Origin of the sequence: Chitinophaga ginsengisegetis (assembly GCF_900168065.1) — a bacterium.
GTDB classification, from domain to species: Bacteria; Bacteroidota; Bacteroidia; order Chitinophagales; family Chitinophagaceae; genus Chitinophaga; species Chitinophaga ginsengisegetis.
The window spans coordinates 394,086-410,135 of sequence record NZ_FUZZ01000004.1 but is presented as its reverse complement, the minus strand read 5'-3'; the positions used below and the strand labels follow the sequence as shown (position 1 = coordinate 410,135).

General features: G+C 47.3%; 14 protein-coding genes. 1 reads left to right on the top strand and 13 read right to left on the bottom strand.

Translation table 11 applies throughout. The features are described from left to right. Positions 1–14 precede the first annotated feature (14 nt). The 13 genes from B5Z18_RS24365 to B5Z18_RS24305 all read right to left on the bottom strand — a co-directional run bounded on the left by B5Z18_RS24365 (position 15) and on the right by B5Z18_RS24305 (position 15,185). Positions 15–2,462 (bottom strand): outer membrane beta-barrel family protein, encoded by a 2,448-nt coding sequence (locus tag B5Z18_RS24365; RefSeq protein WP_079472133.1) that lies wholly within the window; start codon positions 2,460–2,462, stop codon positions 15–17. Positions 2,463–2,635: 173 nt separating this feature from the next. Further along, complete coding sequence (locus B5Z18_RS24360) at positions 2,636–3,208, bottom strand: dihydrofolate reductase family protein (RefSeq protein WP_079472132.1); 573 nt, start codon at positions 3,206–3,208, stop codon at positions 2,636–2,638. Positions 3,209–3,375: 167 nt separating this feature from the next. After that, entirely contained in the window at positions 3,376–4,449 is a 1,074-nt protein-coding gene (leuB, locus tag B5Z18_RS24355) for a 3-isopropylmalate dehydrogenase (protein ID WP_079472131.1), read from the bottom strand. 18 nt (positions 4,450–4,467) lie between these two features. Further along, a complete protein-coding gene (locus B5Z18_RS24350) occupies positions 4,468–5,991 on the bottom strand; it encodes an alpha-isopropylmalate synthase regulatory domain-containing protein (RefSeq protein WP_200817334.1) in 1,524 nt (507 codons plus the stop codon). A gap of 17 nt (positions 5,992–6,008) precedes the next feature. After that, positions 6,009–6,605, bottom strand: a complete 597-nt coding sequence (gene leuD / locus B5Z18_RS24345) for a 3-isopropylmalate dehydratase small subunit (protein ID WP_079472130.1) — start codon at positions 6,603–6,605, stop codon at positions 6,009–6,011. A gap of 40 nt (positions 6,606–6,645) precedes the next feature. Then, positions 6,646–8,049: a 3-isopropylmalate dehydratase large subunit gene (gene leuC, locus B5Z18_RS24340; protein ID WP_079472129.1), complete on the bottom strand. Its 1,404-nt coding sequence runs from the start codon at positions 8,047–8,049 to the stop codon at positions 6,646–6,648. A 311-nt stretch (positions 8,050–8,360) separates the two neighbouring features. After that, positions 8,361–9,476 carry an ABC transporter permease gene (locus B5Z18_RS24335; RefSeq protein ID WP_079472128.1) on the bottom strand — a complete coding sequence of 372 codons (1,116 nt, stop codon included), beginning with the start codon at positions 9,474–9,476 and terminating at the stop codon, positions 8,361–8,363. Further along, positions 9,473–10,579, bottom strand: coding sequence for an ABC transporter permease (locus tag B5Z18_RS24330; protein ID WP_079472127.1), 1,107 nt, complete (start codon positions 10,577–10,579; stop codon positions 9,473–9,475). Before B5Z18_RS24330 ends, B5Z18_RS24335 begins: the two co-directional genes overlap by 4 nt. A gap of 9 nt (positions 10,580–10,588) precedes the next feature. After that, on the bottom strand, positions 10,589–11,332 hold the full coding sequence (locus B5Z18_RS24325) for an ABC transporter ATP-binding protein (RefSeq protein WP_079472126.1): 744 nt from the start codon (positions 11,330–11,332) through the stop codon (positions 10,589–10,591). A gap of 11 nt (positions 11,333–11,343) precedes the next feature. After that, positions 11,344–12,261 (bottom strand): ABC transporter ATP-binding protein, encoded by a 918-nt coding sequence (locus tag B5Z18_RS24320; RefSeq protein WP_079472125.1) that lies wholly within the window; start codon positions 12,259–12,261, stop codon positions 11,344–11,346. Continuing rightward, the gene (locus B5Z18_RS24315; protein ID WP_079472124.1) at positions 12,258–13,208 is read right to left on the bottom strand and encodes an HlyD family secretion protein; all 951 of its coding nucleotides are present in this window, start codon (positions 13,206–13,208) and stop codon (positions 12,258–12,260) included. The genes B5Z18_RS24320 and B5Z18_RS24315 overlap by 4 nt, the downstream gene beginning before the upstream one ends. 13 nt (positions 13,209–13,221) lie before the next feature. Next, entirely contained in the window at positions 13,222–14,499 is a 1,278-nt protein-coding gene (locus B5Z18_RS24310; protein WP_079472123.1) for a TolC family protein, read from the bottom strand. Between the two features lie 65 nt (positions 14,500–14,564). Then, the gene (locus B5Z18_RS24305) at positions 14,565–15,185 is read right to left on the bottom strand and encodes a TetR/AcrR family transcriptional regulator (protein ID WP_079472122.1); all 621 of its coding nucleotides are present in this window, start codon (positions 15,183–15,185) and stop codon (positions 14,565–14,567) included. A gap of 129 nt (positions 15,186–15,314) precedes the next feature. Here B5Z18_RS24305 and B5Z18_RS24300 point away from each other — a divergent pair, with 129 nt between their 5' ends. Next, entirely contained in the window at positions 15,315–16,034 is a 720-nt protein-coding gene (locus B5Z18_RS24300) for a DUF2071 domain-containing protein (RefSeq protein ID WP_079472121.1), read from the top strand. The last annotated feature ends 16 nt before the right edge of the window (positions 16,035–16,050 follow it).

Genomic DNA, 16,050 nt, shown 5'->3' with positions numbered 1-16,050 from the left:
AAATGTATAAATTTTTATCCTGCCCTGCGCTTTTCCTCTTCGGCGCCGCCGGTCTTCCTTTTGATGTTACCGGCGCCATTCCCGCCAAATTTATAATTGAAGGTGAGCGTGGCTACCCGCGTATCCCTTTTCTGCTTAAATGTTTCGCCATAGCCGGTAAGCCGGGTCACTGCATTGGTTTGATTGGTAAAGAAAATATCGGCTATGTTTATTTTTACAGATGCCTTCCGGTTCCATAACTGCCGCTGCGCACCTGCATTCACAAACCAGAAACTGCCTATGTCCAGGAAGCCGTAGTACGACCGGCTTTCATAACTGCCCGTTACTTCAATGGTGGTCACCGGATTTAAAGTGATGGTGTTCACCGAATTGAAATTGAAAGACACCCTGCTCACGTTAAGATCCGTATTCACCAGGTTACCGCTGTAGCGGCCGTAATACACCAACGCGGTATTAGTGCTGCTCAGCCACTTGCGGATATTTACCGGGAAGCCAAAGCTGAGATTATAATAATCGTACTTCGCCAGGTTCCTGCCGGTTTGGATCACTGCACCCGGTGCTTCATCCGGTGATAATACGGTAAGGATGTTATCACGGGTACGGCTATACCCTAATTTAGTGGTGTACTGCTGCCGGAAGGTATGGGTTACTTCAAACGAGTTGGTGAGTTCCGGCAACAGGAAAGGATTTCCGGTGGAAGAAGTCAGCGGGTCCAGGAATACTTTAAAGGGATTCAGCTCGCGGTAGGAGGGCCGGTCAATTCTGCGGCTCACCGAAAGCCCGAGGTCGTGCGTGGCATTGAATTCATAGCCTGCATAGCCGCTGGGAAACAGCTGGGTGTAGTTCCGGTTAAACGTTTCCGCATTGGTTACCTGGAATCCGTCGGCCCGTGTATTTTCCACCCGCAGGCCCAGCTGCATGCTTAAACGCTTCCATTTTTTTGAGGCATTTACATAGGCCGCATTGATGTTTTCTTTATAAATAAAGCGGTTGCTTTTCCCTTTGTCTAAAACATTCCCGCCATTGCTTCTGTCAAAAAACTGCACGTCATTATCTGATTTCACCCAGCTGCTTTTAACGCCTGCATCCAGTTTGGCGCCAATCACTTTCAGGGGCTGCGTGTAATCCATTTTCACAGAGCGGATACTCAGTTCGCCGTTTAAGTCACCAAAAAGCGCATACGGTGTTTTGCTTTCCACCTGCCGGATATCGTAGTAGCGGGTAATATAATTTTGTTTTTCGGAGGATGAAAAACGGGCGTAGTCCAGGTCGGCGGTGAGTTCCCGCCCGCTGGTATCCAGCGTGTGTTTGTAATTCAGGTTGATGCTCCGGTTGTTCCTGCCGGGATAGTTATCACCCAGCGTAATAAAGGACCCCGTATTTGCCTGGTGCGCATCAACAGATTGGGCTACACTATGAGTAGTAATGTTACTGGCATTGAACATGCCATTGGCAGCAAAACCCACCACCACATTTTTACTGATGTTGTAATCAGCTCCCAAACGCACATTGTGATTGTTGTTCCGGAATTTGAAAAAGTTCTGGTAGTTGTTGCCGCCGGTATAGGCATTGTTTTCATCATAAAACTGCCGGTAAATGGTAAGATCATTCAGCTCTTCCCGGTAGTTGTAATTATAAGAACCAAAAATATTGAGGTGTTGGTGTTTGCTGTTGAAGTTGAAAGATGGATTTACTTTGGGATACCTGCCCTGGCTCAGGCTGAGAGACGCATTCCCGTTGGTGCCGGATTTCTTCCCTTTTTTCAGGCGGATGTCGATAATACCGGCGTTGCCGGCGGCATCGTATTTGGCAGAAGGGTTGGTGATCAGGTCGATCGTTTCAATCTGGCTGGCCGACATATTCCGCAGCATATTGGCCAGGTCCTGCCCCGACATGGGCACCTGTTTGCCATCTATCATAATCAGCACGCCCTGCCTGCCACGCATGGCAATATTATCGTTCTGGTCAATGGTAATGCCAGGCGCCTTTTCCAGTACTTCCAGCGCCGTGCTGCCGGCGGCGGAAATGGAACCTTCCACATTCAGTACGGTTTTGTCGTATTGCTGCTGGATAAAGGGCTTCACCGCTGTTACTGATGTTTCTTTTAAAGCGGTGGACTTCACCTGCAACGCGATAGTACCGGCCGTGGTATTTTTTTCATGCCGGAACGGGGCAGATTCATATCTCCCGAAAATCATACTCTGTGTAGCAATCACATAACTGCCCGCGGGTATTTGCTCAAAGGTAAACCTGCCGGTGCTGTCGGCGTATTCAATTTTTACCATCTTCTTATCCGTGGCGTTCAGCAATTGTATCACCACGTCTTTCAGCAACGCAGGGTCATCGGCCCGGAGCTGGCCGCTGATGTTAAAACCCGGGTCTTTCACCTGCGAAAAGCAGGTATTTATGTAAGTGGTGACGGAAATTATCAGGGCAATAAAAAAGACCGTTTTCTTTTTCATCTGTAGGGGTTTATTTCCTGCTAATGTAGATGATTAGCGCAATTTATATGCTATAACGGGAGTGTTATTACAGGAAATATAGGTATGTACTTACCGGATGTTTTAGAAGATGATGAACGGTAAATATACAAACGGCTGATAGATCCTATCAGCCGTTCATATTCTAAAGAGATTTATTTTTTCTCGTAGTGCAAACATACTACGCCCGAATCAGGGAAGCCCGTACTTGCCACTAATTTCAGGGCTACGCGTTCCTTAATATCTTTAAACAGCGGAATGCCTTCGCCTAATAGTACGGGGTTTACAAACAGCCAGAATTCATCTACCAGGTGGTGTTGCATGAGCGACTGCGTAGCGCCCGGGCTGCCAAACATGATAATTTCTTTGCCGGGCAGTTGTTTCAGGGCATTGATTTTTCCGGAGAGGAGTTCATTGCTGATCACCGTGGTTTTGTCTTTCGGTACTCCCTTCATCGTGTTGGACAGCACTATTTTATCTACCTGGTTGTACCAGGTGGAATGCTCAATATCATGCTTGCTGGCATTGGGCTGGTCGGCCGCGGTAGGCCAGTAGCTGTCCATCATTTCGTAGGTCACCCTGCCATATAAGGCGGTATCTGCTTCGTTGGTACGTTGTGCGGCGAAATCAAATATTTTATCGCCAACACTGATCCAGTCCATTTCTCCGGCAGGTCCGGCTACAAAACCATCCAGGGAAACATGCATGAAGGAAACTATTCTTCTCATAATGATATGTTTTTAAGTACATCACAAACATACCCCGGAAATTGAATACCCATGTGGTGCAATTCTGACATTTATGGGCGGGATTCCGTCAGGGTTATTGTTGTTCGGCTATAAAACAACAAAGCCTCCCGGAAGGAGGCGTTTGTTTTATAGATTGTCAGTATTGCCTACAGTAATTTCAGCACTTCTTCTCCCATCGCGTTGGTACCCAGTATTTTATCGGCGGGCGTTTGCTTGTCGGCGATATCCCCGGTACGGAAGCCGGCTTTCAATACACCGTCAACAGCGCTGATCACGGCTTCTGATTCTGCCTTCATACCAAAGGAGATATCCAGTAACAGGGCAGCAGATAGGATAGAGGCCAGCGGGTTGGCTACGCCTTTACCGGTAATATCGTGCGCGGAGCCATGAATGGGTTCATACACGCCTGTACCATCGCCAATAGAGGCGGAGGCCAGCATGCCCATTGATCCGGCTATCTGCGACGCTTCATCGGTCAGGATGTCGCCAAACAGGTTGGCAGTAACCACCACATCAAAACGGCGCGGGTCCTTGATCAGCAGCATCGCAGTGGCATCCACAAACTGGTGTTCCACTTCCACGTCAGGATATTCCAATGCTACCTTCTGCACTACTTCCCGCCAGAGACGCGAAGTTTCAATCACGTTGGCTTTATCTACGGAACAGAGTTTTTTCCTCCTGGTTCTTGCTGCGTCAAAAGCTTTGCGGGCAATGCGTTCTACTTCATAGCGACTGTATTCCGCTATGTCGTACGCCGTGTCGCCGTTATTCTTTCTGCCTTTCTCACCAAAGTAAATGTCGCCGGTCAGCTCCCGGAAGAACAGGATATCGGCGCCCTTTAATATTTCGGGTTTGATGCTGGATGCGCCCAGTAATTCATCAAATAATTTAATCGGGCGGAGGTTGGCATACAACCCCAGCTCTTTGCGCATTTTCAGCAGGCCCTGTTCGGGTCTTACTTTGGCAGAAGGATCGTTATCATATTTAGGATGACCTACCGCGCCAAACAGCACGGCATCTGATTTACGCATCTTTTCCAGTGATTCGTCCGGTAACGGGTTGCCGGTGGCTTCAATGGCTACGTGGCCTATCAGCGCTTCATCATAAGTAAAGGTGTGCCCGAATTTCGCAGCAATCTTATCCAATACTTTTTTTCCTACTGCAGTTACTTCCTGTCCGATTCCATCACCCGGAACTATTAAAATATGTTTGGTAGCCATTCAGTTGTTATTGATAGTTTAGATTAGGTTCAGCATTTTTTGTGTGGCCTTAATGGCAGATACGGTCTGGTCGCTGTCCAGTCCCCGGGTTTTGAACTCTTTGTTGTTCAGGCTCCAGGTAATAATGGTTTCGCACAACGCATCGCTTTTACCGCCGGGAGGAATGCGCACTGCGTAATCCGCCAGTGTGGGCAGGTCGCGCTTCAGCTTTTTGTATACCTTCTTCAATGCGTTCATGAATGCATCGTACTGGCCATCGCCCTGTGAATGTTCCTCGAATACTTCACCGTTAATGGAGATCTTCACGGTAACAGAAGGGTTCAGGTTTTTGGAGTGGGTGAGCACATAGTTTTCTACGGTCACTTTTTCCTCGATCCGGTTGCTGTCCAGCACATCAGAAATGATATAGGGCAGATCCGCCTGCGTAAGCACTTCTTTCCGGTCGCCCAGCTCGATGATCCGCTGCGTTACCTTTTTCAGATCGGGGTCCGACAGTTTAATGCCCAGCTGTTGCAGGTTGTTTTCAATATTGGCTTTGCCGCTGGTTTTACCCAGTGCATATTTGCGGGTACGGCCAAAACGTTCCGGCATCAGGTCACTGAAGTACAGTTTGTTTTTTTTGTCGCCATCCGCGTGAATACCGGCTGTTTGGGTAAACACGTTTTCTCCCACAATCGGTTTATTCACCGGGATGCGGAATCCTGAAAAGGTTTCCACCAGCTTGCTCACGGTATACAATGAGGTTTCGGCTACGGAGGTTTTTACTTCCGGCAAAAAGTCATTTAATACAGCGATGGCGCTGGCCAGCGAAGCGTTACCTGCTCTTTCGCCCATGCCGTTAATGGTGAGGTGAATGCCGTGTGCGCCTGCTTTTACGCCTTCCAGTACGTTGGCGGTGCCGAGGTCGTAGTCGTTGTGTGCATGAAAATCGAAATGACTTTTCGGATAGCGTTGCACGATCTCCGTAACAAATTCCTTTACTTCATCAGGTGTGAGTACGCCCAATGTATCCGGCAGCATGATCCTTTTTACGGGTACCTTCTGAAGGAAGTCGAGGTACTGGAATACATATTCCCTGGAGTGTCGCATACCGTTGCTCCAGTCTTCCAGGTACACATTGCATTCCAGTCCTTTTTTATTGGCCAGTGCAATCACGGCAGCTACTTCTGCGAAATGTTCCGCGGGCTTTTTCTTTAACTGGTGGGTTAAATGATTAAGTGAGCCTTTGGTGAGCAGGTTCATTACTTTGGCGCCGGCTTTCAGCATCCATTCTACGGAAACGTCGCCATCCACAAAGGTGAGTACTTCTACTTTGTTTAAAAAGCCGTTGGCTTTGGCCCATTTGGTAATTGCCTTTACCGCAGTAAATTCACCCTCTGAAACCCGGGCGGAGGCAATTTCAATCCTGTCAACCTTTACCTCTGTCAGTAAAAGCTGTGCAATGGTTAGTTTCTCTGATGGCGAAAAAGATACTCCGCTGGTTTGTTCACCATCACGGAGTGTGGTGTCCATTATTTCAACGTGGCGCTGGGTCACTGGCATAATACTTATGGAATGTTTTAGTACAGGCTCTTGCCGGCGAATGTTGTTATTTCGTCCTTCATGGCCTGCAGGTAATCAATATCATCATAGCCATTCATCATGTTGTGCTTTTTATAGCTGTTGATGGCAAAGGACTCGCTTTCCCCGGTAGCCGGGATGGTGATGGTTTGCGCTTCCAGGTTGATTTCCACTTCCGCTTTGGGATCGGATTCTATCGCTGTGAATATTTTATCGAGGAATTCGGGGCTTACCTGTACGGGTAAGATACCGATATTTAAAGAGTTGTTTTTGAAGATGTCGGCAAAGAAGCTGGACACTACGCAACGGAACCCATAGTCGTAGATAGCCCACGCAGCGTGCTCACGGCTGCTGCCGCTGCCAAAGTTTTTACCCGCTACCAGTATTTTACCGGAATAGATCGGGTTATTTAAAACGAAATCTTTTTTTGGTGTGCCGTCTGTTTCATAGCGCCAGTCGCGGAACAGGTTGTCGCCAAAGCCGGTGCGCTCAGTAGCTTTCAGGAATCGTGCAGGAATGATCTGGTCAGTGTCCACATTTTCAATGGGCATGGGTACTGCTGTACTCCTTAATATCGTGAATTTATCGTAAGCCATTTTTTGTTGATCGTTTATAAAATTTGTAAGAAGGGGATGATTAAGCAATCAGTTCTCTGGGGTCAGTTACCACGCCGGTTACTGCAGCAGCAGCGGCTACCAGCGGACTGGCCAGCATGGTCCTGGAACCAGGTCCCTGTCTGCCTTCAAAGTTCCTGTTACTGGTGCTCACGGCGTATTTGCCGGCGGGCACTTTATCATCGTTCATTGCCAGGCAGGCAGAACATCCGGGCTGACGCAGCTGGAAACCGGCTTCTGTCAGGATATCCAGGATACCTTCTTCCTTAATCTGTTGCTCTACGATGTGTGATCCGGGAACGATCCAGGCAGTTACATGATCTGCTTTCTTTCTTCCTTTTACAATAGAAGCAAATGCACGGAAGTCTTCAATACGACCGTTGGTGCAGCTGCCTATAAATACATAATCTACTTTTTTGCCCAGCATGGCTTCTTCCTCGTGGAAGCCCATGTACTGCAATGATTTTTCGTAGCTGGATTTGCTGTCGCCGGCCAGCGCAGAAGGGATATGTTTGGTGATGCCCATACCCATACCCGGATTGGTACCGTAAGTGATCATCGGCTCAATATCGGCCGCATCAAAAGTGTACTCTTTGTCGAACGTGGCGCCTTCATCTGTACGCAGTGTTTTCCAGTAAGCCAGCGCGGTATCCCATGCAGCTCCTTTGGGCGCTTTCTCACGTCCTTTGATATAGTTGTAGGTGGTTTCGTCCGGCGCAATAATGCCACCGCGTGCACCCATCTCAATACTCATATTACAAACGGTCATACGACCTTCCATGCTCATGTTTTCAAAAACATCGCCGGCATATTCCACAAAGTAGCCGGTAGCGCCGGCAGCAGTGAGCCTGGAAATAATATAAAGGGTTACGTCTTTTGGCGTAATACCTTTACCCAGTTTACCCGTTACGTTGATCCGCATTTTCTTTGGCTTCGGCTGCATAATACACTGGGAAGTAAGTACCATCTCTACTTCAGAGGTGCCGATACCAAATGCAATAGCGCCAAACGCGCCGTGGGTGGAGGTGTGGGAATCACCGCATACAATGGTCATACCCGGCAGGGTGATACCATTTTCCGGACCTACCACGTGCACAATACCATTCTTGGGATTACCTAATCCCCAATGAGAAATACCATACTTGTTGGAATTGGTTTCCAGGGCTTTCAGCTGGTTGGCGGAAAGCGGGTCCTGTACCGGTAAATGCTGGTTAATAGTTGGCGTATTGTGATCAGCTGTGGCAAACGTCTTTTCAGGAAACATTACCTTTAAACCCCTGTTTTCCATTCCAAGAAAAGCCACAGGGCTGGTTACTTCATGAATAAAGTGGCGGTCGATAAAAAATACATCCGGACCATCTTCAATTTTCCTCACAACATGTGAATCCCATACTTTGTCAAATAAGGTAGCGGGTTTATTGCTCATTTTTTAAAATTTTAAAAGTAGCTACTTGATTGTTCAAATTTATTCATAAAATCTATTTTATTTCAATATTTTTTCTAACAATACGCGTTAAAAGGCCCTGAAATAGCAGAAGGAACGGGCGTTTGAGCCTGGTTTACAGTGTATTTTACTGATAGTCAGTGATTTGTAATTTTTTGAAGGAAGACTTGGAAACCACCTTTTTTTGGGTAGTCACACGCGGTTGGTGATATGTTAAGGAGATATATACTGTGTAAAAACGTAATATGTTTAGGGCGGATGCACGGAAGATCATTAAGAAAAGCGATGACGGCTTAACTCGTTTTCCGGTAGTTAAAGATGGCCCATCCGTTTAACAGCACTGCAAACAATACCAGGTACAATAGCTCCATCTGTACATCCGCAAAGCCACTGCCTTTCAGCACAATGGTCCGGATTACTTTAATAAAATGGGTGACGGGCGTTAAATTGGCGATCATCTTTGCCCAGGGCGGCATACTATCCACGGCGGTAAACAGCCCGCTCATCAGCATAAAGATCATCATAAAAAAGAATGCCACAAACATGGCCTGCAACTGGTTATTGGTATAGGTAGATACCAGTAACCCAAAGCCCAGCAATGCTACCAGGTATATCGCGGCAAATACATAAAGTGTTACAAAACTCCCCACCGGCCAGATGCCATATATTCCCCAGGCTACCAGCAAACCAAGTGTAAACACAATCATGCCCACCACCCAGAAAGGAATGAGTTTGCCAAGAATAAATTCCCACTTCTGAATGGGGGTTACATTGATCTGTTCTATGGTGCCTACTTCTTTTTCCCTTACAATATTAAGGGCCGACATAAAGCCGCCAATCAGTGTAAGCAGCAATACCAGTATTGCCGGCACTATATAAAACCGGTATTCCGCCAACGGATTAAACCAGTTGGAATAGGTAATATCAATCACACCCGCAGGCGGCGTCCTATTCCTGCCGGTATTAATGGGGATGTCCTTATTGAAGTCCGCAATTACCGTCATGAGGTAGTTGCCGCCAATGGCAGCTTTGGTGCCGTTAATGGCATCTACGGATACCCCTACACGCTGTTTTCCTTCTCTTACCAGGTTGCTTTCAAAATTGGGTGGGATCTCCAGCACCACATCAGCTTTTTCCCTTTCTATATAGGTAATGGCGCGCTGAAAAGAAGGTTCGGCCGCCACTATTTTGAAATAACCGGAGGCGCCTACTTTCGCAATCAGCTGCCGGGAGTAAGAACTGTGGTCATTGTCCACTACGGCAAGATTAACGCTCTTCACATCAAAGTTCATGGCAAGGGGGAGAATGACCAGCTGTATGATAGGCATGGCAAACATCATGGCCAGGATCGTTTTATCCCGGAAAATCTGCCTGAACTCCTTTTTTAATAGATAACCCAGCACTTTCATGATAACCGCGTTTTAAAGTTTTTGAGGGCAATAGTGAGCAGTATAATGGTCATGCCCAACAGCACCAGCGTTTCTTTCCAGACATATTCAAATCCAAGTCCTTTGAGCATCACTGATTTAATGATCAGGAAATACCACCGGGAAGGGATAATATTGGAGATGAGCTGGAATATCTTCGGCATATTTTCTATCGGGAACATAAAGCCGGTGAAGATCATGGTGGGGAGCATCAGTCCCATCATCGACAGCAGCAGCGCTGTTTGCTGCGAGTTGGTGGTGTTGGAAATCATCAGTCCGAATGATAAACAGGTAATGATAAACAGCATACTTTCCATAAACAACAGCAGGATACTGCCTTTGATGCCCACATCCAGCACAAACACCGCCAGCAACAGGATCAGCACAAAATTCGCCAGCGATAGTATCAGGTAGGGAATGGCTTTGGCAATCAGCACCATCAGCGGTTTAAAAGGAGATACCAGTAATATTTCCATGGTACCCAGTTCTTTTTCGCGCACTACAGATACCGAGGTGAGGGCGGTGCATACAATCATCAGCACCAGCGCCATCACGCCGGGAATAAAATTCAGCGAGCCATTGCCTTCTTCATTGTACAACATCCTTGATTCGGGAACAATGGTATAAGGCAATTGCGGCGAAGGACTGATTTCCTGCTGGTAAGCCGTTGTGATAGCAGTGATATAGTTTACCACGGTTTTGGCAGTATTGGGATCGGAACCATCGGTAATGATCTGTAGCTGCGCCTTTCCGCCATGTTGCAGGTCGTTGCCAAAACCGGCAGGGAAAATCAGCGCGCATTTTGTAGTGCCCTTTTTAAAGGAGTTTGCTATATCGTTATAATCAATGGAGGATTCATTTACGATAAAGTAGGAAGATGATTTTATTTTACGGATCAGCTGCTGCGAATTGGCATCCCGCGAATTATCAATCACCGTAAGTGTAATATCCTTTACCTCGCTGGTCAGTGCAAAGCCAAACAGCACGATCTGCGCTACCGGCAAGCCAAACATGATCAGTAAGGTCCGTTTGTCGCGGAATACATGGAAAAATTCTTTCCGGATAAAAACAAGAAGCTGTTTCATAGAAATGTTTTAGTCGCCCGACCTTTTAGCCCTGCGGGCCAACCGGTAAAATACTTCGTCCATATTATCGGCCTCAAACTGCGTTTTCAGGTTGGCAGGAGAATCCAGTGCTTCTATTTTGCCATCTACCATGATGGTAACGCGGTTACAATACTCCGCTTCATCCATATAGTGGGTGGTTACGAAGATGGTAATGCCGCTTGCCGCCGCTTCATAGATCATATCCCAGAACTGCCGCCTGGTAACGGGGTCCACACCGCCGGTAGGTTCATCTAGGAACACAATCCGCGGCTGGTGAAAGATAGCTACTGAAAAAGCCAGCTTCTGTTTCCAGCCTAACGGCAGCGCACCTACGAGCTTTTTTGCTTCTGCTGTAAGTCCTAGTTTCTGAATCAGGTTATCGCTTCTTTTACGGATCTCGGAAGAAGAAACGCCGTACACGCCGCCAAAGAATTCAATGTTTTCTACTACCGTCAGGTTTTCATACAGGGAAAACTTCTGACTCATATAGCCAATATTCTTCTTGATGGATTCGGGTTGTTTATATACGTCAAAACCCGCTACCATAGCCTCTCCGGAAGTAGGGTGGGAGAGCCCGCAGAGAATTCTCATGGCGGTGGTTTTGCCTGCCCCGTTGGCGCCCAGGAACCCGAAGATCTCTCCTTTGTTTACCTCAAAGGAAATTTTATTGACGGCATAAAAGTCGCCAAACCGTTTCGTGAGATCCTTACATACAATCACTTTTTCTTCCATGATATCCTGTTTTATGCCTGGTTCATTAACCGGATAAAGCTATCCTCAATGCCGGGATGAATTAATTTTATATCTACGTGTGTATGTCCCCGTTGTGTTATGTTACGCTGCAGCGTATCTATATCCGCGCCGGCATCTTTCAGTGTAATATGGATGTACTCCCCGAAAGCAAAGCTGCTGTCTATTTCCGGCATACTCCGCAGGTCCGTCAGCAGGTGATAGATATTGTCCGCCTTGATGGCATAGAGTTTCACCGGGAATTGCGCCATGATTTTATCCGGTGTGTCCACCGACATGATTTTCCCATTCTGTATCAGCGCAATCCTTTCGCAAAGCACGGCTTCATCCATATAGGGAGTAGATACCACGATGGTAATGCCCTGTTGTTTCAGGTGCTTCAGCATGTCCCAGAATTCTTTACGGGAAACCACATCCACACCGGTAGTGGGCTCGTCGAGAAATAATACTTCCGGTTTGTGGATCAGCGCGCAACATAATGCCAGCTTCTGTTTCATGCCTCCGCTGAGTTTCCCGGCGCGGCGGTCGCTGAAAGGCTTTATCTGGTCGTAGATATCCTTAATGAGTTCATAGTTTTCTTCAATCGTGCTTCCAAAGAGGGTGGCAAAGAAATCGAGATTTTCTTTTACTGTCAGATCCTGGTACAGGGAAAATTTTCCCGGCATATAACCGATCCTGTTGCGGATCTCTTTATAATCTTTTACACAATCATAACCGCGTACGCTGGCCGTACCTTTATCCGGCAGCAACAAGGTGGTGAGAATGCGGAAGATGGACGTTTTACCCGCGCCATCCGGGCCTATCAGGCCAAACAGCTCGCCTTCCTCCACCTGCAGCGAAACATCGTTTACTGCCAGCACCTTACCCTTGTCGTAAGTTTTGGTGATATGATCCAGTGTTACCGCACTCATTTGGATGCTTTATTAATCAGCATTTCACCATACATGCCTATCTTCAGATAGCCATCATTTTTTACCCTTACCTTGATGGCATACACCAGGTTGGCCCGTTCATTTTTTGTTTGAATGGTTTTAGGCGTAAACTCAGATTTATCGGAGATCCAGGTAATTTCACCGGGGTATGATTTGTAATTCTTTTCGCCCTGGTCGATACGCGCCTGCACCTGTTGCCCCAGCTTGATTTGCGGGAGGGTAACGCCGGTTACATAGGCTTTCAGGTAAAGCGTATCGATATTGGCGATCTTGTATAACGGTTTCCCGATGGTGGCCATTTCTCCCTGCAGTGCATATTTCAGCAGTACTACGCCACTCACCGGGTTAATGATTTGTCCTTTGCGGATCTGCTCTGCATACTGTGCCAGCGATTTTTCCAGCGGCGCTTTTTCACTGAGTATAGTACGGTTTTGGGTAGAAGTATTGGAATTATTGAGCTGCAGTTGTTGCCGGGTTACGCTGAGTTGCCGCTCCAGCTGTACAATGAGGGCATTGATATCATCGAGTTGCTTCTGTGTGGCGGCGTCGCTTTTCACCAGGTTTTCGGTCCGTGTTCTTTCGCGGTATTGTTGCTGCAGTTGTGCTTCCTGCACCAGCAGTTGCCTGCGTACCAGTTCTGTTTGTGGTACGGGATCATGGGTTTTTTCTTTTAACGCATTGATCGATGCCTGTACCTGTTCTCTTTGCAGGGTAGGGATGGTAACATCAATCTGGCCAACGGACTGCCCGGCAGTGAGTTTGTCGCCTTCCTTTACAGGGAAGGACTGTATTTCACCGGTTTGTTCGGCAGATACGATTACTTCATCTGCTTCAAAATTGCCGGATGCGTCATAGTCATTTTTGCCGTTTCCGCAGGCGTTGATCATCATCACAAGGGCTATACCAGGTATTATGTTGTATTTCATATGCAATAATTAATCAGTTCCCGGAGGTGTTTTTATAATTGTATTGAGCCTGTAATAATTGTATGCTGTGGAGGATCCGCGATTGTTTCGCCAGGTTCTCCGCATTCAGCTGGGAGATGTATTCATGCACGGTGATAACGCCGTTATCCAGCTGCGCCTGCGCCGACTTCTTCACTGACGAGCGGAGTGTGATGGCGCTGTCGTCCTGTTCTATCAGGGTGGCAAACTTATCAATATCCTGGTTTTGTTGCTGCAGGCTCATGCCGGTGTTGAACAGGAATGTTTCCTTATTCACATCAAGGTTTTGCCGGTTGATATCCAGCAGCTGCCGGTTGTTTTTCAGGGAATAGAGACTGCCTAACGACCAGTTAAGCCGTACGCCGCCCATCCACCAGGTACCAAATTTGTTATCAACGATATTCAGTGTGGGCCGGCCATAAGCACCCTGGAAAAACGCGCTCAGTTTAGGAAGGTAACCTGATTGCAGTTGTTTTTCCTGTACGTCGAAGGCTTTTTTCTGGATATCATAATAAGTAATTTCCGGTCGATGTATACCTTGTTGTGGCGCCACGGGTGCGGGCCATGCCAGGCGGGTGCTATCGTTCAGCGGCTGGTGTATGAAAGCCTCCAGCATTTTCATATAGGCTTTCCTGTTAGCGCTGAATTCAGTGGCAGCCATGTCCGTGTTCATGATCTCTGCTTTGAGTTCATCTACGTTACTGCGATAGGCTACCCCATTATTAAGGGCCGCCTGCGCTTTATCGGTGGCGCTTTGCAGGTCTGCTTTCCTTAACCTGTTTTGTTCCAGCTGCGCGTCCATCAGCAATATACCGAAGTAGAGTTGCGTAATGCGGTCGCGGATAGCGTAGAGGTTTACTTCCAGCTGTTGTTGCTGTATGGCTTCATTGGCGCGGCTGCTTTCTTTTTGTAGCTTGCTAACGCCGCCGTCATAGATCTGCTGGGAGATCTCCGCCTGTATTTTGTATTGGTCTTTGCTCAGCGAGGGAAAGGTTACGCCGGGCATTGGAGGGATCACCTCGCCAAAGTTGATGGTTTCCGACTGGTACGTTGCCTGCCCGCTTACGGCGAGTTGCGGCAAATACAGCTTACCCGCGTTCTCCACCGAATACCTGCTGCTGCGGCTGATCAGGTCGTATTGTTTGATCAGCGGATAATTCTGCCGGGCCAGGGTATAGCATTCTTCAATAGTGAGGGCAGGCGCCTGGCCCCATGCCCTGTCCACCGGAGGCACCAGTAATATGAAACAGCACAAAGCTTTAAATAAGTTCATAGTGCAACACTCAGTTTGAATTATTGTTTTGAAAAGTTGTTCAATTTCCGGGCAAAAAAAAGCAGCTATTTCAGCATGCCTTTGATCCAGATGGGTATCAGCTTTCGCCGTTCTTCCATCAGGGCGGTGAATTCTCCTGATTTCACTACCTTATTCCTTTCCAGTAAGGGCCGGGCCAGGAAAGGCATTACCACAAAGCCTATCAGGTTCATCATTAGCTGGATCGGGTGAATACTCAGCTTACCTTCTTTCTGCAGGGCGGCCAGCTGTTTAAAGAAATGCGACTGGAAGATGGCATCTTTACGGTTATCCTTCAACAACTCATCAGTGCCGGCAAAGATCTCATTTACCATAAACAACGGGAAGTCCGGATTTTTCAGCAATAAGTTGATATAGTGATTGGCCACCTGCTCCACTTTCTGCTGCACGGTTAGCTGCTCGTTATTGAGGATCAGCGTTACCGCGGTAATTAATTTCTCCACTACCTCTGCCATCACAAACTGGAACAGCTTTTCCTTGCTGCGGAAATAATAATTGACCAGCGACAGGTTAATATCTGCTTCTGCCGCAATATCCCTTACTTTGGTAGCCTGGTATCCTTTCTTTGTAAACACAGTTCTGGCTGCGGCTTTGATCCGCTCTTCCGTGGAAGCATCCATATTTCCTTTCTTTTCGCTTACCGCCATAATCAGATGTTGAGTTTAATATTTCTACAAAGATAGAAAATTGAACAACTTTTCAAAACATTTGTTCAATGTTTTTTAGAAACTTGCTTTTGACTGTTTTGGTGTACCTTTAATTAGATCCTTACCTATATGAAGCTACCCGTTATACATGGTTATATAGACCGCCGCATCCTGGTGAATTTTACTGTAGACCCCGAAGCTGTTCAGTCGCTCCTGCCGTCGCCTTTCCGTCCTAAGATTTACAAAGGCAAAGCCATTGCCGGCATCTGTCTGATAAGATTAAAACACATCAAGCCCAAAGGCTGGCCGGATTTTACAGGCATCTCCTCAGAAAATGGCGCGCACCGTATTGCGGTAGAGTGGGAGGAAAATGGTGTTATCAAAGAAGGCGTGTATATCCCCCGCAGGGATACTTCATCGAGGCTCAATGCCCTCGCCGGTGGACGGCTGTTTCCAGGCAAACATCACCTGGCTGATTTTAATGTAAAGGAAGTAGCTGGACATTTTCATATCGACTTTACCAGCTCAGATAAAACATCCATTTCCATAGATGCGCGCAGCACCAGCGAATTCCCGGCTACCTCCGTTTTTGAAACCCTGGAAAATGCTTCCGCATTTTTTGAAGGGGGCGCGGTCGGCTATTCTCCCAATAACCAGCAGTCGCTCGATGGATTAAAACTACAAACCTATCAATGGAAAGTGAGCCCGCTGCAACTAATACAGGTGGCTTCCAGCTTTTTTGAGAATACGGCTGTGTTTAAAAAAGGAAGTGTCGCTTTTGACAACGCCCTCCTCATGACCCGCACCGAACACGAATGGCACACACTTACCGGTTGTCCTCAGCCATAGCCGTATATACCGCATA

Excerpts from the sequence above, each read along its gene's own strand:
- B5Z18_RS24365 (WP_079472133.1), bottom strand. The coding sequence starts at position 2,462 with ATGAAAAAGAAAACGGTCTTTTTTATTGCCCTGATAATTTCCGTCACC.
- B5Z18_RS24360 (WP_079472132.1), bottom strand. The coding sequence starts at position 3,208 with ATGAGAAGAATAGTTTCCTTCATGCATGTTTCCCTGGATGGTTTTGTA.
- leuB (WP_079472131.1), bottom strand. The coding sequence starts at position 4,449 with ATGGCTACCAAACATATTTTAATAGTTCCGGGTGATGGAATCGGACAG.
- B5Z18_RS24350 (WP_200817334.1), bottom strand. The coding sequence starts at position 5,991 with ATGCCAGTGACCCAGCGCCACGTTGAAATAATGGACACCACACTCCGT.
- leuD (WP_079472130.1), bottom strand. The coding sequence starts at position 6,605 with ATGGCTTACGATAAATTCACGATATTAAGGAGTACAGCAGTACCCATG.
- leuC (WP_079472129.1), bottom strand. The coding sequence starts at position 8,049 with ATGAGCAATAAACCCGCTACCTTATTTGACAAAGTATGGGATTCACAT.
- B5Z18_RS24335 (WP_079472128.1), bottom strand. The coding sequence starts at position 9,476 with ATGAAAGTGCTGGGTTATCTATTAAAAAAGGAGTTCAGGCAGATTTTC.
- B5Z18_RS24330 (WP_079472127.1), bottom strand. The coding sequence starts at position 10,579 with ATGAAACAGCTTCTTGTTTTTATCCGGAAAGAATTTTTCCATGTATTC.
- B5Z18_RS24325 (WP_079472126.1), bottom strand. The coding sequence starts at position 11,332 with ATGGAAGAAAAAGTGATTGTATGTAAGGATCTCACGAAACGGTTTGGC.
- B5Z18_RS24320 (WP_079472125.1), bottom strand. The coding sequence starts at position 12,261 with ATGAGTGCGGTAACACTGGATCATATCACCAAAACTTACGACAAGGGT.
- B5Z18_RS24315 (WP_079472124.1), bottom strand. The coding sequence starts at position 13,208 with ATGAAATACAACATAATACCTGGTATAGCCCTTGTGATGATGATCAAC.
- B5Z18_RS24310 (WP_079472123.1), bottom strand. The coding sequence starts at position 14,499 with ATGAACTTATTTAAAGCTTTGTGCTGTTTCATATTACTGGTGCCTCCG.
- B5Z18_RS24305 (WP_079472122.1), bottom strand. The coding sequence starts at position 15,185 with ATGGCGGTAAGCGAAAAGAAAGGAAATATGGATGCTTCCACGGAAGAG.
- B5Z18_RS24300 (WP_079472121.1), top strand. The coding sequence starts at position 15,315 with ATGAAGCTACCCGTTATACATGGTTATATAGACCGCCGCATCCTGGTG.